Origin of the sequence: Ramlibacter sp., from assembly GCF_013697775.1 — a bacterium.
GTDB lineage: Bacteria > Pseudomonadota > Gammaproteobacteria > Burkholderiales > Burkholderiaceae_C > Ramlibacter.
The window spans coordinates 1-15,900 of the sequence record NZ_JACCWG010000037.1 but is presented as its reverse complement, the minus strand read 5'-3'; the positions used below and the strand labels follow the sequence as shown (position 1 = coordinate 15,900).

Here is a 15,900-nt window from a genome sequence, read left to right as displayed (position 1 = left end):
CGCCGGGGCCGCCGCGCCGGGCCGCCGTGTACGCGCCGCAGGTCAACAACAGCCGGCATGGCGGCACCATGTTCGCACTGGGCGCGGCCAGCGTGCTGTCCAAGCTGGGCATGGAAGTGCGCCTGTTCACCGCGCAGGAGATGATGGTGCCGGCCAGCACCGCCTACATCGGCGGCGCGGAGACGCTGCCGCCCGAGCCGGTGCTGCCCGACTCGCTGAAGGCCTATGCCGGCGGGCAGTTCCAGATCGCCATGCCCAACGCCGAATTTTCGGTGCGCACGCGCATGGAGAAGATCGGGCAGGCGCTGCATGCCTATGCGCCGGACGTCGTGGTGTTCGCCGGCTTCATGTCGCCGCTGGCGACGGCGCTGTGGCCGCACTACCCGATGGTCGGCCTGTCGGTGCACGCCATGCCCCCGCCGGTGCCGCTGGACGTGTGGCTGGCCGGCGAAGGCCAGCAGCAGGGTCCGCAGTGGCAGCACCTGCCGGCGCCGCAGGCCGCCGATTTCCCGTTCCGCTTCTGGCCGGTGGGCAACGCCGCGCCGCGCTCGCGCGAGCTGGCGGACCTGCCCGCCGACGCGGTGGTCCTCGCCACCGCGGGCTTTCGGCTGCGCTCGGACATCGAGCCGGCCTGGCGCGACCGCATGCTGGCGCTGCTGCAGGCGCACCCGCGCGCGCATTGGGTGCTGATCGGCGCGCGGCAGGGCCAGGGCGTGGCGGGCTTACCATCGCACCCCAGGATCCATTCCTTCGAACCGCAACCCCACCTGGAAACCTGGCTCGCCATGAGCGACATCTACCTCAATCCGCCGCGCGTCGGCGGCGGCGGCACCGTGGCCATGGCCATGGAACAGGGCCTGGCCGTGGCCAGCCTGGCCGGCGGCGACGGTGGCGACAAGCTGGGCGCGCTCGCGGCCTCCGATCCCGAAGCCTATTTCGCGCAGGTCGAACGCTGGATCGCCGACCCCACCGCGCGGCGCGAGGCCGGCGCCGCGCTGAAGCGCCGCTTCCACGAACGCTTCGACCTCTCGGGCGCGCAGGCGCAGGCCGGCATGCTGCAGGCGTGCGAGCAGGCCATAGCCGCTTTCGCCAGGCGCGGCAACTGAGATGGCAAGCTTCTCCTCGCGCGACCCCGGCACCGACGACCGGCCGGTGCTGGTGTTCGGCAACCTGCTGTCGGCCAGCCTGGCCTGGTACTGCCTGGCGCACGACAGCCCCTGGACCGTGGCCGGCTTCACGGTGGACCAGGCCTACATCCGCGACGCGCGGTACGAGGGCCTGCCGCTGGTTGCATTCGAGACGCTGGAGCAGACCCATCCGCCGGCCGACTACCGCCTGATCATTCCCATGGGCTATCACCGCATCAACGGCCTGCGGCGCGCGCGCTTCGAGCAGGCCCGCACGCGCGGCTACGATTGCGTCAGTTACGTATCCAGCCGCGCCAGCGTGTGGCCGGACCTTCGCATCGGGGACAACGTCTTGATCTACGAGCACGCCATCATCCAGCCGTTCGCGCGCATCGGCGACAACTGCATCATCCGCAGCGGCGCCCACATCTCGCACCACTGCCAGGTGCACGACCACGCCTTCGTCGCCGCCGAGGTGGCGATGGGCGGCGAAGGCACCGTCGGCGAACAGGCCTTCGTCGGCGTCGGCGCGGTGCTGCGCGACCGCATCCGCATCGCGCCGCGCAGCTTCATCGGCGCCGGTGCCGTGGTGGTGCAGGACACCGAGGCCGACGGCGTCTACGTCGGCAACCCCGCGCGCAAGGCGAACAAGAGCGCGCTCCAAGCGTCGGGGGGATGATGCGCATCGGCGAACCCTTGATCGTCAACCTGGCCTGCACCGGGGTGATCCCGACGCGGGCGATGTCGCCGCACGTGCCGCTGGCGCTCAACGAAGTCGTGGACGACGTGGCGCGCTGCATGGCGCTGGGCGTGCAGATGGTGCACCTGCACGCGCGCGACGCCGACGGGGTGCAGACCGCCGACCCCGAGCCCTACGGCCGCATGATCGAGGCCATCCGCAAGCTGCCGGGCGGGCGCGACCTGATCGTGGGCGTGACCACCAGCGGGCGCAAGGACTCCAGCTTCGAATCGCGCTCGCGCGTGCTCGACCTGGACGGCGACGCCAAGCCCGACATGGGCAGCTTGACACTGAGTTCGCTCAACTTCATCCAGTCGGCCAGCATCAACCAGCCGCAGACCATCCGCCAATTGGCGAAGCGCATGCAGGAGCGCGGCATCCGGCCGGAGCTGGAAGTGTTCGACGCCGGCATGGCCAACTTCGCGGCCGTGCTGCGCAACGAAGGCCTGGTGGACGGCACGCCCTACGTCAACGTGCTGCTGGGCAACATCGCCAGCGCGCAGGCCGACCTGCTGCAGTTCGCCGCCATCCTGAGCGCGCTGCCCAGCGGCTGCACCGTCAGCGTGGCCGGCATCGGCCGCCAGCAGCTGGGCGCCAACGGCCTGGGCATTCTGGCTGCCGACGGCGTGCGGGTGGGCCTGGAAGACAACCTGTGGCTGGACCGCGCGCGCACGGTGCACGCCACCAACGCCAACCTGGTGCAGCGCGTGGTGGACCAGGCGGCATCCTTCGAGCGTCCGCTGCTGCCCGCGCGCGAATTGCGTGCGCGCCTGGGCATGGAGATCGCGGTTTGAGCACGGCGCCCTTCATCGTTTTCGGCGCGCCCGACATCGAGGAGGCCGAGATCCAGGAAGTGCTGGCCACCATGCGCTCGGGCTGGCTGGGCACCGGCCCGCGCGTGGCGGCGTTCGAAAAAGCATTCGCCGAACTGAAGAACGCACAGCCGGCGCAGGTGGCGGCGGTCAACTCCTGCACGGCGGCGCTGCACCTGAGCTTCGTGGCCGCCGGCCTGAAGGCGGGCGACGAAGTCATCACCTCGCCGCTGACCTTCTGCGCGACGGCCAACGCCATCCTGCACACCGGCGCCACGCCAGTGCTGGCCGACGTGGACCCGGCCACGATGAACATCGACCCGGCGCGCATCGCCGAGAAGATCGGCCCGCGCACGCGCGCCATCGTGCCGGTGCACTTCGCCGGCCTGCCCTGCGACATGGATGCGATCGGCGCGCTGGCGCGCAAGCACGAGCTCGCCGTGATCGAGGACTGCGCCCACGCGGTGGAAGCGCTGTACCGCGGCGAGCCCACCGGCACGCTGGGCGACTTCGGCTGCTTCAGCTTCTACGTGACCAAGAACGTCACCAGCGGCGAAGGCGGCATGGTGCTGGCCAAGAGCGAGCGCGACGCCGAGCGCATCCGCATGCTGGCGCTGCACGGCATGACGCGCGACGCCTGGAAGCGCTTTTCCGATGAGGGCTTCAAGCCCTACCAGGTGGTGGAGGCCGGCTTCAAGTACAACATGATGGACCTGCAGGCCGCCATCGGCATCCACCAGCTGGCGCGCGTACAGGAGGGCTGGGAACGCCGCCGGCTGCTGTGGGCGCGCTACCAGCAGGCGTTTGCCGCGCTGCCGGTGGCGCTGCCGCAGGAGCCGCCCGCGCACGTGCGGCACGGCCTGCACCTGTACACGCTGCGCATCGACAAGGCGCGGTGCCGCATCGGGCGCGACGATTTCCTCACACGCATGACGCGCGCGGGCATCGGCGTCGGCGTGCACTACACCGCCCTGCCCGAGCATCCGTACTACCAGCAGACGCTGGGCTGGCGGCCCGAGGACACGCCCGAGGCCACCGCCATCGGCCGCGAAACGGTGAGCCTTCCGCTCAGCCCCAAGCTGACCGAGGCCGAGGCCCGGCGCGTGATCGACGCGGTGCACGCGGCGCTCGGCGCCTGACACGACAAGAAGAACGAGACACATGCCCACCATCGCCATCCGCGAAGCGACCATCGACGACTGCCCGCTGATCCTGCGCTTCATCCAGGAGCTGGCCGACTACGAGAAAGCCTCGGACGAGGTGGTCGCCACCGTTCCGCTGCTGCGCGAATCGCTGTTCGGCCCGACCTCGCCGTCGCGCGCGCTGGTCTGCCACGTGGATGGCGAGGAAGCCGGCTTCGCCGTCTACTTCCACAACTACTCCACCTGGCAGGGCCGGCGCGGCCTGTACCTGGAAGACCTGTACGTGAGCCCGAAGCACCGCGGCACGGGCGCAGGCAAGGCGCTGCTGCGCCGGCTGGCGCAGATCGCGGTGGCGGGCGGCTGCGGGCGCTTCGAATGGAGCGTGCTGGACTGGAACCAGCCGGCCATCGACTTCTACAAGTCGCTCGGCGCGGTGCCGCTGGACGAATGGGTCCGCTACCGCCTCGCCGGCGAGGCACTGGCCCGCTTCGCGGAAGCGGGCTGAAAGAGCGCAGGGAAGGTCAGCTCAGGACACCGGCCAGACCAGTGTCGCCCTGGCGCGCGTGCCGCCGCCGGCGTTCACCGTCTTGGTCCGCGTGCGGCCTTCGGCCTGCGCCGTCACCTTGTAGCTGCCCTTGGCTGGCAGGTCCACCAGCATGATCGGCCCGTTGCAGCGGCCTTCCACCACCACCTGGCCTTTGGCATTGGCGATGCGCACGTCCACGTCGGCCAGATAGGCGCCGCTGGACACCGCGAAGGTCAGCATCAGGTCGTGCTGCCCGGCTTCGGCCTTCATCTTCTGCTGGTCGGCCTCGCCGACGCCGCCGCAGCGGAAATTGGATGCGTTGCCGGTGGCCGGCGTGGCGGATTGCGCAACCGCGAAAGCACAGGCCTGGACCAGCGCGAGCGACACGAGCCATCGTTTCATTGGGAACCCCTTGGTTGGCGCCATGGTGTGGCACAGCCAGGCTGGCCCAGCGTCGGCGTGGCTCAGGCGTTCATGTAGGACGGCCGCGTACACGGCACAGCCCGAGCTCGCTCAGCCGCAGCCGGGCAGCCCAAACGTCAGCTGCGTGGTGCGCAGCACGGCCCACGTCACGCCTCGCGGCAACTGCAGATCGCGGGTGGAAGCAACGCGAAGTTCAACGACGCGGCCTCCCGCCCAGGTATTCACCAGGCGCGCGTCGTCTCCTTTCTGTTTCGTCATTCCCCCTGTTCCCCCTGCTTCTGCGTGCAGCAATCGTTTGAGCGCTTCACCGCTCGGTCCACGCGTCACCACCCACACCACGCCCGCGTCCGCCGTGCGCGCGGCCAGCGCGTCCAGCGAGAACGCCATTCCCAGCAGCACCGCGAGGCAGCCGAGGAAGGAGGCGAGATGGCGCATGTCGCGTCTCAATATTTCAATGTCAGGCCGGCACCAGCTTGCTGAAAGGCTGCGACACCTTTTCGCGGATCGGCAGATTCACCAGCCCCGCGAACACCGACAGCCCGATGCACCACCACCAGACCACGTCGTACGAGCCGGTGCGCTCGTACAGGTAGCCGCCCATGTAGACCCCCATGAACGAGCCCACCTGGTGGCTGAAGAACACGATGCCGAACAGCGTGGCCATGTAGCGCGTGCCGAAGAAGGTGGCCACCAGGCCCGAGGTCAGCGGCACCGTGGACAGCCACATCAGCCCCATCGACGCGCCGAACAGCAGCACGCTGGCCGTCGACAGCGGCATGGTGAGGAACAGCAGAATGATCACGGCGCGGGCGAAGTAGATGCTGGCCAGCAAGCCCTTCTTGCTGCGCTTGCCGCCCCAGACACCGGCGAAATACGCGCCCACCACGTTGAACAGGCCCACCATGGCGATGCCCCAGGAGGCCAGGCCGGCGCCCAGGCCCTTGTCCTGCAGGTAGGCCGGGAAGTGCGTGGTGATGAAGCCGAGCTGGAAGCCGCAGACGAAGAAGCCCGCGACCAGCAGCAGGTAGCTGGGATAGCTGAACGCCGCGCCGAGGATCTGCCCGCCGGTGATGCGCACTTCATTCGCGGGCCGCGGCGTCGGCCGGTCGCCGCGCACCAGGAAAGCGGCCAGCACGATCACGGCGACCGCCGCCGCCATGACCCAGGCGCCATTGCGCCAGCCGCCCGCGCCGATCACGGCCTGGGTGATCGGCACGATCACGAACTGGCCCAGCGAGCCGCCCGCGGTGCCCAGGCCCATGGCCCATGAGCGGTGCGACTGCGGCATGGCGCGCCCGAGCGCAGCCACCACGGTGATGAAGGAGGCACCGCCCATGCCCAGGCCGGTGAGCACGCCGGCGGTGAGGTACAGCTGCATGGGCGTGGAGGCGAACACCAGGCCGACGATGCCCAGGCCGTAGGCGATCGCACCCGCGAGCAGCACGCGGCGAGCACCCCAGCGGTCGGCAACGACACCGGCCAGCGGCTGCGCAATGCCCCAGCAGAGGTTCTGGATGGCGATGGCGATGGCATAGACCTCGCGCGTGATGCCCAGCTCGGTGGTGAGCGGCGCGGTGAACAGCCCGTAGGCGCCGCGCACGCCGAAGGACAGCAGCGAAATCATGCAACCGGCCAGCAGCGTGCCGATGAGCATGCCGCTCAAGCGCGCAGGTGCCTGCGCCACGTTTGGAGTCTCCATGGTGCGAAGCTACCGTGCCGCCGCGCAGCCAGGATGAAAAATGCGCCTATGCCATGCCACGCACGACTGCTGGAGCCTGGATCGTCAGGCTTCGTTCAGCCGGGCCTGCGCGCTGTCGAGGATCCACTCCACCACGCAGGACACGTCGCGCCGCGGCTCGCGGTCGGCCTGCACCAGCCAGTAGGCATGGTGGCTGCCCTCGCCGCCGGCGGCCGCCTGCACTACCGTCAGGCGCCCCTCGTCGATCAAAGGTGTCAGCAGTTCGAGCCGGCCGAGCGCGACACCCTGCCCGGCCACGGCGGCCTGGATCATCTGGTCGTACTGGTTGAAATGCACCACGCCCTTGGCCTGCGCGGTGCGCCAGCCGCGCGCGGCCAGCCAGTCGGCCCAATGCAGCCAGGGGCGGCCGACCACGTCGAACTCCAGCAGCACCTGGCGCGCCAGCGCCTGCTTGGAATCCAGCGTGCTCAGGCCGAGCGACGGGTGCGCCACCGGCGCCACCGTTTCGCCGAACAGCTTGACCGCGCCCTTGGGCGCCTGCGACTCGGCGCAGTAGCGCACCGCCAGGTCGATCTGCTCGGACGCCAGGTCGACCACCGCGTTGTTGGTGGCGAAACGCACGTCCACCTCGGGGTGGCGGCGCTGGAAATCGCCCAGCCGGGGCAGCAGCCACAGCCCGGCGACCCCGGCGCTGGCCGTGATGGTCACGGGCCGCTTGCCGCCCGAAGAAAAGCTGCCCATCGCGTCCTGCAGCTGCTGCACGGCGGCGTTGGCGCTCTGGAACAGCCGCTCGCCGGCTTCGGTGAGCGACACGCTGCGGTAGCCGCGGTGGAACAGCCGCACGCCCAGCGCCTGCTCCAGCGCCCGCACCTGCTTGCTCATGGCCGATTGCGTGAGGCACAAATCCTCCGCCGCCTGCGTGATGCTCATGCGGCGGCTGACCGCGACGAAGCCCTTGATCAGGTCGAGGGAAGGCAGGCGGACGAGGGGAAGGGACATGGGAGGAAAGGACTAATACGGGTTCGCGGATTCTAGGGCACAGCTACAACCGTATTCCACACAAGCATGCGATACCCCTGAAGTCGCTCCGGTCGCGCGACGCTGTCAGGCTCAAGCCAGCCCGCACCACACCGTCACCCGGTGCGCCAGATCCATCCACAGCGCCCACCCCGCGGCAAGCACCAGGACAAGGCCGGCAGCCCGCGTCCCCCAGTCCCGCCGCAAGCCATTTCCCAGCTCACGCAGGCGCCGCAGCAACCCGGGCGCCAGCCCCAGCGACAAGCCGCTGCCGCACGCGAACAAAGCCATGCTCGCCGCGCCCTGCACTGGCCCGCCCGACAGCGCCGCCACCAGCAGCGCGGAATAGAGCAGCCCGCAGGGCATGAAGGCCCACAGCGCGCCGGTGGCAAGCACGCCGCCGGGCGCCTGCGCCAGCGGACGCATGCGTTGCCACACCGCGCGGCCGGCCGCATCCACCCAGGCCGGCTGGCGCGCCAGCAGCACCAGCGTGAGGCCCCAAGCCAGGATCGCCAGGTGCAGCAGCGTCCACACCGGCCGCAGTGCCGCGGTGGTGGATGCCAGCCAGGCGAAGCTTTGCACCGCGAAGCCCGCGGCGGCGCCAGCCGTCGCATAGCCAAGCAGCCGGCCCAGCTGGAATGCGCCGATGCCGTTCAGCGGCAATGCCGTGAAGGCCCCCCGCCGCCGTGCGATGCGCACCGGCTGCGGCGTGCATCGCACGACCGCGCTGCATGCCGCGCCGCACATCGTCGCGCAATGCGGCCCGCCGGCCAGTCCCATCAGCAGCGCCGTGACCGCCAGCGTGAGCGTCATCGGTGTGTGCCGTCAGATGATGCGCGAGAACTTCGCGCGGCTGCGGTCGGCCTGCAGGTAGCGGTCGAACAGCATGGCGACGGCGCGCACGAAATACCAGCCGAGCGGCGTCACGCGGATGCCGGCGTCATCGACTTCCACCAGGCCCTGTGCCGCCATCTCCCGCAGCTGCTCCAGCTCGCCGGAGAAATAGCGCTTGAAGTCCAGCAGCCAGGCGACCTCGATCGACTCGAACACCACCTGGCCCTGGCACATCAGCGCCATGATCACGGCGCGCCGCGCCAGGTCGTCGCGCGACAGCGCCAGGCCGCGCGCGACCGGCAGCCGGCCCTGGTCGAGGTGGTCGCAGTACTCCTCCAGCGTCTTGGCGTTCTGCGCGTAGGTGGCGCCCACCCGGCTGATGGCCGACACGCCCAGGCCCACCAGGTCGCAATCGGGCTGCGTGCTGTAGCCCTGGAAATTGCGGTGCAGCCGTCCCTGGCGCTTGGCAATCGCCAGCGCGTCGCCGGGCAGCGCGAAATGGTCCATGCCCACGTACACGTAGCTGGCGTCGGCGAACGCTTCCAGCGCCTGCGACAGCATGGACAGCTTGCCGCCGGCGCCGGGCAGTTCCGCCGGCACGATGCGCCGCTGCGGCTTGAAGCGCTCGGGCAGGTGCGCGTAGGCGTACAGCGCGATGCGGTCGGGCCTGAGTTCGGTGATCTGTTCCAGCGTGCGCGCGAACGACTCCGCAGTCTGCCGCGGCAGGCCGTAGATCAGGTCCACGTTGATCGAGTCGAAGCCGATCTCGCGCGCGTCGGCCACCAGCTGGAACACCTGTTCGGCCGGCTGCACGCGGTGCATCGCCTTCTGCACCTCGGGGTCGAAGTCCTGCACGCCGAAGCTGATGCGGTTGAAGCCCAGGTCCGCGATGCATTGCAGGCGCTGGCGGTCTACCGTGCGCGGGTCGATCTCGATGGAGCACTCTCCCCCCGGCGCCATGTCGAAGCCGCGCCGCAGCATGGCCATGAGCTCGGCGAGTTCCAGGTCCGACAGGAAGGTGGGCGAGCCGCCGCCCAGGTGCAGCTGGGTGACGGTGCGCCCGCCGCCCAGGGCACCGGTCGCCAGCTGGATCTCGCGGCCGAGATACCGCAGGTAGCTGGTGGCACGGCCATGCTGCCTGGTGATGATCTTGTTGCAGGCGCAGTAGTGGCACAGCGACTCGCAGAACGGCACGTGCACGTACAGCGAGAGCGGCAGCGCCCGCACTGCCCGGCCCTCGCCACGCTGCGCCAGCGCGGCGCTGTAGTCGGCGGCGCTGAAGGCCTCCACGAAACGGTCGGCCGTGGGGTACGAGGTGTAGCGCGGGCCGGGAATGTCGAAGCGGCGCAGCAGGTCGGTGGTGACGTGGCTCATACGGCGTGCAGTGGTTGGCAGCGACTGTGCGCCACGCCGGGCGCCGCACCCTTGATCTGCGTCAACGGCGACGCTGCCTAGTTCTTTCGGGTTGCATCAATCCCCCCTTGTCACATCACCTGGGTGCCCTACAGTGAATCCTTGACAAAGGGGAGCGCTGCCGGCAATGACCGGAACACGCGCGAGGTGCCATCGTTGGTGGAAACACAGGAAAAGGGTGACGCCCGGTTCTGCGCCCAGCTGCTCGAACTGGTCTGCGACTGGTCCTGGGAACAGAATTTCGAACTGCGGTTCGTCGTCTGCGGCGCGCCCCCGTTCGCCGACGCCAACGCGCTCATCGGGCGGCGGCTGTGGGACCTGCCCCTGGTCGACGTGGAGCCGGCGCAGCTGGAGGTGCTGCGCGAAGCGCTGCAGGCGCACCGGCCGTTCAAGGACTTCGTGTTCGGCCAGCGCTGCCCGACCGGCCAGCTGCGCTACCTGAGCCTGAGCGGCCTGCCTGCGTTCGATGCGCAGGGTGTCTTCCTCGGCTACCGCGGCGTCGGCTCCGACATTTCAGGACGCAAGCGCGAGGAAGCGCTGCTGCGGCTGGAGCACCTGGTCGCGCGCCTGCTGGCCGAGGCCGACGCGGCGCTGCCGGCGGTCAAGGCGGTGATCCAGGCGCTGTGCGAAACCGAAGGCTGGGAACTCGGGCGCTTCTGGGAACTGGACGCCGAGGCCGGCGTGCTGCGCTTCGGCACCGCCTGGAACGACCCGGCCAGCAGCCTTGCGCCGCACCTGCCGCCGCCCGAGAACGTGGTGTTCACGCCCGGCACCGGCATGGTCGGGCGGGTCTGGCAGTCCGGCCAGCCGGCCTGGGTGAGCGACCTCACGCAGCAGCAGCTGGTGCTGCCCGCGCGCCTCACGCCAGTGCTGGCGCTGCACGGCGCCTGCATGTTCCCGGTGTGGGCGCAAGGCCGCATCATCGGCGTGCTGTCCTTCGTCAGCCCGCGCGTGCGCGAGCCCGACCGGCGCCTGCTGGCCACCTTCCGCATGATCGGCAGCCAGGTCGGCCAGTTCCTGCAGCGCCAGCAGGCCGAGGCGGCCACGCGGCGCGCGCGCGACGTCGCCGAGCAGGCCACGCGCATGAAGTCGGTGTTCCTGGCCAACATGAGCCACGAAATCCGCACGCCCATCAACGGCGTGATGGGCTTGGCGCACCTGCTCACCAGGACGGCGCTGGACGCGCGCCAGGGCGACTTCGTGACCAAGATCCAGCACTCCAGCCGGCACCTGCTGGGGCTGATCAACGACATCCTGGATCTCTCCAAGATCGAGGCCGGCCAGCTGGAGATCGAACACGTGGCATTCGATCTGCCGCAGCAGCTGGAGCGCGCAGCCGAACTGCTGCAGCAGCGCGCCGCCGAAAAGGGCCTGGCGCTGTCGGTCGCGGTGGACCCCGGCGTGCCGCTCGAATTGATGGGCGACCCGCTGCGGGTGAGCCAGATCCTGGTGAACTACGGCGCCAACGCGATCAAGTTCACCGAGGCCGGCCGCGTGGAAATGCGGGTGGACCTGCTTGCGCAGGACGACGACGGCGTGACGCTGCGCTTCGCCGTGGCCGACAGCGGCATCGGCCTGTCCGAAGAGCAGATCGGCCGTCTGTTCCAGAGCTTCCAGCAGGCCGACGCCTCCACCACCCGGCGCTTCGGCGGCACCGGGCTGGGGCTGGCCATCTCCAAGTCGCTGGCCGAGATGATGCAGGGAACAGTGGGCGTGGACAGCGTGCCGGGCCAGGGCAGCACCTTCTGGTTCAGCGCCCGCTTCGCCCGCGTGTCGGCACACGGGGAGACCGAAGCGCAGACCGCCGCGCCGGACCTGTCGCGCCTGCGCGGGGCGCGCATTTTGGTGGTGGAGGACAACGACATCAACCAGCTGGTGGCCTGCGAGCTGCTGCGCGACGCCGGCCTGCTGCCCGAGGTGGCCGAGGACGGCCGCGTCGCGCTGGCGCGGCTGGCCGAGCGGCCCTACGACCTGGTGCTGATGGACATGCAGATGCCGGTGATGGACGGCGTGACCGCCACGCTCAGCATCCGCGGCGAGCGCCGCTTCGACACGATGCCGGTGATCGCCATGACGGCCAATGCGCTGTCCACCGACCGCGACGCCTGCCTGGCCGCCGGCATGAACGACTTCGTGATCAAGCCGTTCGAGCCGGCCGCGCTGCTGGACACGCTGCTGCGCTGGATTCCGGCGGGGCCGGTCGGCGGCGCGGTGTGGCCCGCGTGATCACTGCCGCTGCGGCCGGTTCTTGCGCCAGATCGCCACGATGATCAGGCCGTAGGCGACCAGCCGCAGGCCGTACACCAGCGGCTCGCGCTCTTCGGCGTCGCGCAGCGCGACCGACAGCACGCGCGCCACCGTGTCCAGCGCGAAGGACGCGGCGAAGAACAGGAAGAAGCCGTCGCGCGTCTGCCGCCAGAAGCGCAGGAACACCATGGCGGCGACCAGCGAGGCCGCGGCCACGGCGCCGGTGGCCATGGTTTCGAAAGCGTTCATGCTCATTCCTCCGACAGCAGCCCGTACACCAGCAGCAGCGTCGCCACCAGCGCGATCAGCACCCGCGGCAGCGCCAGGCTGACATCGGGCAGCACCAGCTTGTCGATCACCAGGATCACGTTGTTCGCGGCCAGCCCGGCGAAGCACAGCGCGCACCAGAACAGGAAGGACGCGCGGGTGCGCAGCCAGGCGCGCAACAGCAGCCCGAAGCAGGCCAGCGCCGTCAGGAAGCAAAGGATGTAGATCGCGGCGGCCATGCAATGCTCCTATGTCTTCTTGAAACGGAACGCGTCGGCGAACTGCCGCGCGCGGTGGTCGGATTTGTCGTGGATCAGCGCGGTCATCTCCACCAGGTGGGTGGTATAGCAATGCTCGACTTTGTCCAGCATGGCGGCCAGCTCCAGCGCGGCGGCGTAGCGGTAGCCGGCGCCCGGCGCGCCGTCGGCCACACCGGCCGCCTGGAGCTCGGCCAGCAGCCCGGCCGCCGCCGGTTCGGACACGTAGAGCCGTTGGGCGAGCTGCGGTGCGTCCCAGGGCAACGCGGGGCGCGCCTTGAGGATCAGCAAGGCTTCCATGTAGGGAATGGAGGGAATGCCGGCCGTCACGAACCGCCGTACCTCGTCTGGGATCTGCCGCGAGCGCATGTGTGTTGGATGGGCGGCAGCGGCCGCGAAGCCGGGCGATTCTATCGGCACCCGGCCACCCGGCGTGCTCATCCTTGGCCGCGCGGCCCGCGTTCAGAGTGCGATGCGCTCCCCGTCCGCCGGAATGCACAGCCGCTGCGCCAGCGCGGGCAGCGCGCCGAAGTGTGCCCGCAGCTGCGCGCGCGTGACGGTGGCGTGGTCCACCGCGTCCATGTGCGTGGCGATCACCCGCGCGGCGGGCGCGGCGCGCAGCACCGCCTCCACCATGCCGCAATCCATCACGATCGGCCCGTGCCCCATCCAGTCGGCGCCGCAGGCGTGGACCACCACGGCGGCCGGCCGCGCCTCGGCCAGCGTGCGCTCCACCTCCGGACAGAAGATCGAGTCGCCGACCCAGTACAGGCTGCCGCCGTCCCATTGGGCGACGAAGCCGTGCACCGCGCCCAGGTCCTCCAGCACGGCGTCCGGCCCGTGGCGCCCGCCGGTGAGCCGCAGGCGCAGTCCCTGGTGCTCCCACTGCCCGTCGATGGCCTGCACGCGTGTGAAGCCGTCCGCGCGCAGGCCGCCGGCCACGTCGGGCGGGCACAGCATCCAGGTGGACTTGGGCAGCGTCTCGCGCGCGGCGTCGTCGAAATGGTCGGAGTGCAGGTGCGAGACGAACACCGCGTCCACGTCCCGCAGCAGTTCGTCCAGCGACAACGGCAGCGGCACCAGCGGGCTGCGCAGTTCGCCGCCGTAGGAACGGCCGGCGCCGGCGTCGGCCAGGTAGGGGTCCACCAGCAGCGTGAAGCCGTTCCAGTGCAGCGTGACGGTGGCGCTGCGGATCAGGCGCATCGACAGGTTCATGGTCGGCATTGTGCAGGCACCCCCGTGCCCTAGAATTTCGCGATGACACCTGACGTGGGACGCCTGACGCTGGAAGTTCTGTGGGGCGCCTTCCTGCTGTCGGCAGCGTTCGGTGCGCTGGTGCAGCGCACCAACTTCTGCACCATGGGCGCGGTGGCCGACGTGGTGTCCATGGGCGACTGGACGCGCCTGCGCCAGTGGGCCCTGGCCGCTGGCGTCGCAACCCTGGGCTTCGCCGTGCTGGCCTGGGCCGGCGTGCTCGGCGCCGACAAGACGCTTTACGCATCGCCGCGCTGGCTGTGGCTGTCGGCGCTGGCGGGCGGCGCGGTGTTCGGTTTCGGCATGGTGCTGGCCTCCGGCTGCGCCAGCAAGACGCTGGTGCGCATCGGCGGCGGCAACTTGAAGGCGCTGGTGGTGGCGCTGGTCACCGGCATCGCCGGCTTCGCCACGCTCAAGGGCCTGACGGCGGTGTGGCGCGCCGCCACGGTGGACAAGGTCGGCGCCGACTTCGCGCGCAACGCGGACCTGGGCGCGCTGCTGGCGGCGGGCACCGGTATAGGGCCCGCGCAAGCCGCCTTGCTTGCCGGCCTGGTGGTCGGCGGCGCGCTGCTGGCGTGGACCCTGGCGGGCCGCGAGTTCATCCGGCCGCGCAACCTGCTGGCCGGCGCCGGCGTCGGCCTGCTGGTGCTGGCCATGTGGTGGCTGACCGGCCGTGTCGGCCACCTGGCCGAGCATCCCGAGACGCTGGAGGAAGCGTTCCTGGCCACGCAATCGCGCCGCGCCGAGGGCTTCAGCTTCGTCTCGCCGATCGCCTATGCGCTGGACTGGCTGATGTTCTACAGCGACGCGACCAAGCGGCTCACCGTGGGCATCGTCTCGGTCGGCGGCGTGATCGCCGGCTCGGCCGCCACGGCGCTGCTGCAGCGCAGCTTTCGCTGGGAAGGCTTCGGCGACACCGCGGACCTGGGCCACCACCTGGCCGGCGGTGCGCTGATGGGCGTGGGCGGCGTCACCGCCATGGGCTGCACCATCGGCCAGGGCGTGTCGGGCTTTTCCACGCTGACCTTGACCAGCTTCACCGCCGTGGCCGCGATGATCGCGGGCGCGGTGGCGGGGGTGAAGTACCAGATGTGGCGGCTGGAGCGGCAGGCATGATGCGCCCGCTGCTCGCCGCGGCGCTGCTGGCGTGCACGGCGGCTGGCGCATCCGCGCAGCCGGCGGACAGCGCAGCCGTTCCAGCGCTGGTGCAAACGCGCGCGGTGGTGCGTTCCGTTTTCGAGGAAGGCGGCGGCAAGCGTCTCTACATCGCGCTGAAGATCGCGCCGGGCGCGAAGATCCCGTTTTCCACCATCACGCACCGCGTGCTGGACCGCAAGCTGGTGCAAGGGCTGAAGCCGGGCGACAACGTGGTGTTCACCGCACAGCGCATCGATGGCGAGAACGTGGTGACGGCGCTCCAGCGTTCCGCGCACTGCCAGCGGTTCGAGAAATGCCAGTAAAGAAATGCCAGCAGCCAGCGGGGACAAGTCCGGTTGCGGCGAGCGCCGCGGGCGCAATGCGTGCATGCTGCGGCGCTGTTCAACCCGCGCCTGAGACAACACCATGAGCGACAACGCCCGAATCTTCTTCTCCCTGCACGCCGCCGCCCAGCCCCTGGTGCTGCCCAACGCCTGGGACGCCGCCAGCGCGGCCCTGTTCCAGGACACCGGCGCCACCGCCATCGCCACCTCCAGCGCGTCGCTGGCATGGGCGCTCGGCTACAAGGACGGCGGCGGGCTTCCCCGGCAGGAACTGATGGGCGCTGTCGAGCGGATCCTGCGCGTCATCGGCATTCCCCTCACCGTGGACATGGAGGACGGCTACTCGGACGACCCCGCCGAGGTGGCCGCGCTGGCCGCGCAGCTGGCGCAGGCCGGCGCCGTGGGCATCAACCTGGAAGACGGATCCAAACCGCCCGCCGTGCTGGCGGCGAAGATCGCCGCCATCCGCGGCAAGCTGGACGCCGGCAGCTTCTTCATCAACGCCCGCACCGACGTGTACCTGCGCAGCCTGGCGCCCGCCGGCGCGCAGGTGCCGATGGCGGTCGAGCGCGCGCAGCAGTACCGCGCCGCGGGGGCGGACGGCATCTTCGTGCCGGGACTGCGCGTGGCCGCCGAGGTGGCGCAGATCGCCGGCCAGGTGC

The 15,900-nt window shown here is 70.4% G+C and carries 19 protein-coding genes; 9 read left to right on the top strand and 10 right to left on the bottom strand.

Translation table 11 applies throughout. The features are described from left to right. From H0U68_RS02100 to H0U68_RS02080, 5 genes are all read left to right on the top strand, one after another. Positions 1 to 1,106 (top strand): hypothetical protein (locus H0U68_RS02100; RefSeq protein WP_296352508.1); only part of this gene is annotated, 1,106 nt, incomplete at its 5' end. A 1-nt stretch (position 1,107) separates the two neighbouring features. Next, positions 1,108 to 1,806 carry an acetyltransferase gene (locus H0U68_RS02095; RefSeq protein WP_296352507.1) on the top strand — a complete coding sequence of 233 codons (699 nt, stop codon included), beginning with the start codon at positions 1,108 to 1,110 and terminating at the stop codon, positions 1,804 to 1,806. Continuing rightward, a complete protein-coding gene (locus H0U68_RS02090) occupies positions 1,803 to 2,660 on the top strand; it encodes a 3-keto-5-aminohexanoate cleavage protein (RefSeq protein WP_296352506.1) in 858 nt (285 codons plus the stop codon). The genes H0U68_RS02095 and H0U68_RS02090 overlap by 4 nt, the downstream gene beginning before the upstream one ends. Beyond that, positions 2,657 to 3,817, top strand: a complete 1,161-nt coding sequence (locus H0U68_RS02085; RefSeq protein ID WP_296352505.1) for a DegT/DnrJ/EryC1/StrS family aminotransferase — start codon at positions 2,657 to 2,659, stop codon at positions 3,815 to 3,817. Before H0U68_RS02090 ends, H0U68_RS02085 begins: the two co-directional genes overlap by 4 nt. Positions 3,818 to 3,839: 22 nt before the next feature. Further along, entirely contained in the window at positions 3,840 to 4,325 is a 486-nt protein-coding gene (locus tag H0U68_RS02080) for a GNAT family N-acetyltransferase (RefSeq protein WP_296352504.1), read from the top strand. 21 nt (positions 4,326 to 4,346) lie between these two features. On the opposite strand, the gene H0U68_RS02075 is transcribed toward H0U68_RS02080, so the two are convergent. From H0U68_RS02075 to hemN, 6 genes are all read right to left on the bottom strand, one after another. Further along, entirely contained in the window at positions 4,347 to 4,748 is a 402-nt protein-coding gene (locus H0U68_RS02075; protein WP_296352503.1) for a hypothetical protein, read from the bottom strand. A 111-nt stretch (positions 4,749 to 4,859) separates the two neighbouring features. Further along, entirely contained in the window at positions 4,860 to 5,204 is a 345-nt protein-coding gene (locus tag H0U68_RS02070) for a hypothetical protein (RefSeq protein WP_296352502.1), read from the bottom strand. A 22-nt stretch (positions 5,205 to 5,226) separates the two neighbouring features. Then, entirely contained in the window at positions 5,227 to 6,468 is a 1,242-nt protein-coding gene (locus tag H0U68_RS02065; protein ID WP_296352501.1) for an MFS transporter, read from the bottom strand. A gap of 84 nt (positions 6,469 to 6,552) precedes the next feature. After that, positions 6,553 to 7,467, bottom strand: a complete 915-nt coding sequence (locus H0U68_RS02060) for a LysR substrate-binding domain-containing protein (protein ID WP_296352500.1) — start codon at positions 7,465 to 7,467, stop codon at positions 6,553 to 6,555. Positions 7,468 to 7,578: 111 nt separating this feature from the next. Further along, positions 7,579 to 8,298 carry a sulfite exporter TauE/SafE family protein gene (locus H0U68_RS02055; protein WP_296352499.1) on the bottom strand — a complete coding sequence of 240 codons (720 nt, stop codon included), beginning with the start codon at positions 8,296 to 8,298 and terminating at the stop codon, positions 7,579 to 7,581. Positions 8,299 to 8,310: 12 nt separating this feature from the next. Further along, a complete protein-coding gene (hemN, locus tag H0U68_RS02050; protein WP_296352498.1) occupies positions 8,311 to 9,693 on the bottom strand; it encodes an oxygen-independent coproporphyrinogen III oxidase in 1,383 nt (460 codons plus the stop codon). Between the two features lie 186 nt (positions 9,694 to 9,879). On the opposite strand from hemN, the gene H0U68_RS02045 reads away from it, so the two are divergent. Then, a complete protein-coding gene (locus H0U68_RS02045) occupies positions 9,880 to 11,958 on the top strand; it encodes an ATP-binding protein (RefSeq protein ID WP_296352497.1) in 2,079 nt (692 codons plus the stop codon). Here the strand turns inward: H0U68_RS02045 and H0U68_RS02040 are convergent, their stop codons facing one another. The 4 genes from H0U68_RS02040 to H0U68_RS02025 form a co-directional block, all read right to left on the bottom strand. Then, positions 11,959 to 12,228 carry a DUF5985 family protein gene (locus H0U68_RS02040; protein ID WP_296352496.1) on the bottom strand — a complete coding sequence of 90 codons (270 nt, stop codon included), beginning with the start codon at positions 12,226 to 12,228 and terminating at the stop codon, positions 11,959 to 11,961. Between the two features lie 2 nt (positions 12,229 to 12,230). Beyond that, positions 12,231 to 12,485 carry a DUF5985 family protein gene (locus H0U68_RS02035; protein ID WP_296352495.1) on the bottom strand — a complete coding sequence of 85 codons (255 nt, stop codon included), beginning with the start codon at positions 12,483 to 12,485 and terminating at the stop codon, positions 12,231 to 12,233. 9 nt (positions 12,486 to 12,494) lie between these two features. After that, positions 12,495 to 12,872, bottom strand: a complete 378-nt coding sequence (locus H0U68_RS02030; RefSeq protein WP_296352494.1) for a hypothetical protein — start codon at positions 12,870 to 12,872, stop codon at positions 12,495 to 12,497. 93 nt (positions 12,873 to 12,965) lie between these two features. Further along, positions 12,966 to 13,718: an MBL fold metallo-hydrolase gene (locus H0U68_RS02025; protein ID WP_296352493.1), complete on the bottom strand. Its 753-nt coding sequence runs from the start codon at positions 13,716 to 13,718 to the stop codon at positions 12,966 to 12,968. 42 nt (positions 13,719 to 13,760) lie between these two features. On the opposite strand from H0U68_RS02025, the gene H0U68_RS02020 reads away from it, so the two are divergent. The 3 genes from H0U68_RS02020 to H0U68_RS02010 form a co-directional block, all read left to right on the top strand. Continuing rightward, positions 13,761 to 14,873, top strand: coding sequence for a YeeE/YedE family protein (locus tag H0U68_RS02020; protein ID WP_296352492.1), 1,113 nt, complete (start codon positions 13,761 to 13,763; stop codon positions 14,871 to 14,873). After that, on the top strand, positions 14,870 to 15,217 hold the full coding sequence (locus tag H0U68_RS02015) for a copper-binding protein (protein WP_296352491.1): 348 nt from the start codon (positions 14,870 to 14,872) through the stop codon (positions 15,215 to 15,217). The genes H0U68_RS02020 and H0U68_RS02015 overlap by 4 nt, the downstream gene beginning before the upstream one ends. A gap of 103 nt (positions 15,218 to 15,320) precedes the next feature. Beyond that, positions 15,321 to 15,900: isocitrate lyase/phosphoenolpyruvate mutase family protein (locus H0U68_RS02010; protein ID WP_296352490.1), on the top strand; the 580-nt coding region annotated here is incomplete at its 3' end.

Bases quoted from the DNA above. Each gene is read 5' to 3' on its own strand.
- H0U68_RS02015 (WP_296352491.1), top strand. From the start codon at position 14,870: ATGATGCGCCCGCTGCTCGCCGCGGCGCTGCTGGCGTGCACGGCGGCT.
- H0U68_RS02090 (WP_296352506.1), top strand. From the start codon at position 1,803: ATGATGCGCATCGGCGAACCCTTGATCGTCAACCTGGCCTGCACCGGG.
- H0U68_RS02020 (WP_296352492.1), top strand. From the start codon at position 13,761: ATGACACCTGACGTGGGACGCCTGACGCTGGAAGTTCTGTGGGGCGCC.
- H0U68_RS02030 (WP_296352494.1), bottom strand. From the start codon at position 12,872: ATGCGCTCGCGGCAGATCCCAGACGAGGTACGGCGGTTCGTGACGGCC.
- H0U68_RS02035 (WP_296352495.1), bottom strand. From the start codon at position 12,485: ATGGCCGCCGCGATCTACATCCTTTGCTTCCTGACGGCGCTGGCCTGC.
- H0U68_RS02080 (WP_296352504.1), top strand. From the start codon at position 3,840: ATGCCCACCATCGCCATCCGCGAAGCGACCATCGACGACTGCCCGCTG.
- hemN (WP_296352498.1), bottom strand. From the start codon at position 9,693: ATGAGCCACGTCACCACCGACCTGCTGCGCCGCTTCGACATTCCCGGC.
- H0U68_RS02075 (WP_296352503.1), bottom strand. From the start codon at position 4,748: ATGAAACGATGGCTCGTGTCGCTCGCGCTGGTCCAGGCCTGTGCTTTC.
- H0U68_RS02060 (WP_296352500.1), bottom strand. From the start codon at position 7,467: ATGTCCCTTCCCCTCGTCCGCCTGCCTTCCCTCGACCTGATCAAGGGC.
- H0U68_RS02095 (WP_296352507.1), top strand. From the start codon at position 1,108: ATGGCAAGCTTCTCCTCGCGCGACCCCGGCACCGACGACCGGCCGGTG.
- H0U68_RS02040 (WP_296352496.1), bottom strand. From the start codon at position 12,228: ATGAACGCTTTCGAAACCATGGCCACCGGCGCCGTGGCCGCGGCCTCG.
- H0U68_RS02025 (WP_296352493.1), bottom strand. From the start codon at position 13,718: ATGAACCTGTCGATGCGCCTGATCCGCAGCGCCACCGTCACGCTGCAC.
- H0U68_RS02055 (WP_296352499.1), bottom strand. From the start codon at position 8,298: ATGACGCTCACGCTGGCGGTCACGGCGCTGCTGATGGGACTGGCCGGC.
- H0U68_RS02070 (WP_296352502.1), bottom strand. From the start codon at position 5,204: ATGCGCCATCTCGCCTCCTTCCTCGGCTGCCTCGCGGTGCTGCTGGGA.
- H0U68_RS02065 (WP_296352501.1), bottom strand. From the start codon at position 6,468: ATGGAGACTCCAAACGTGGCGCAGGCACCTGCGCGCTTGAGCGGCATG.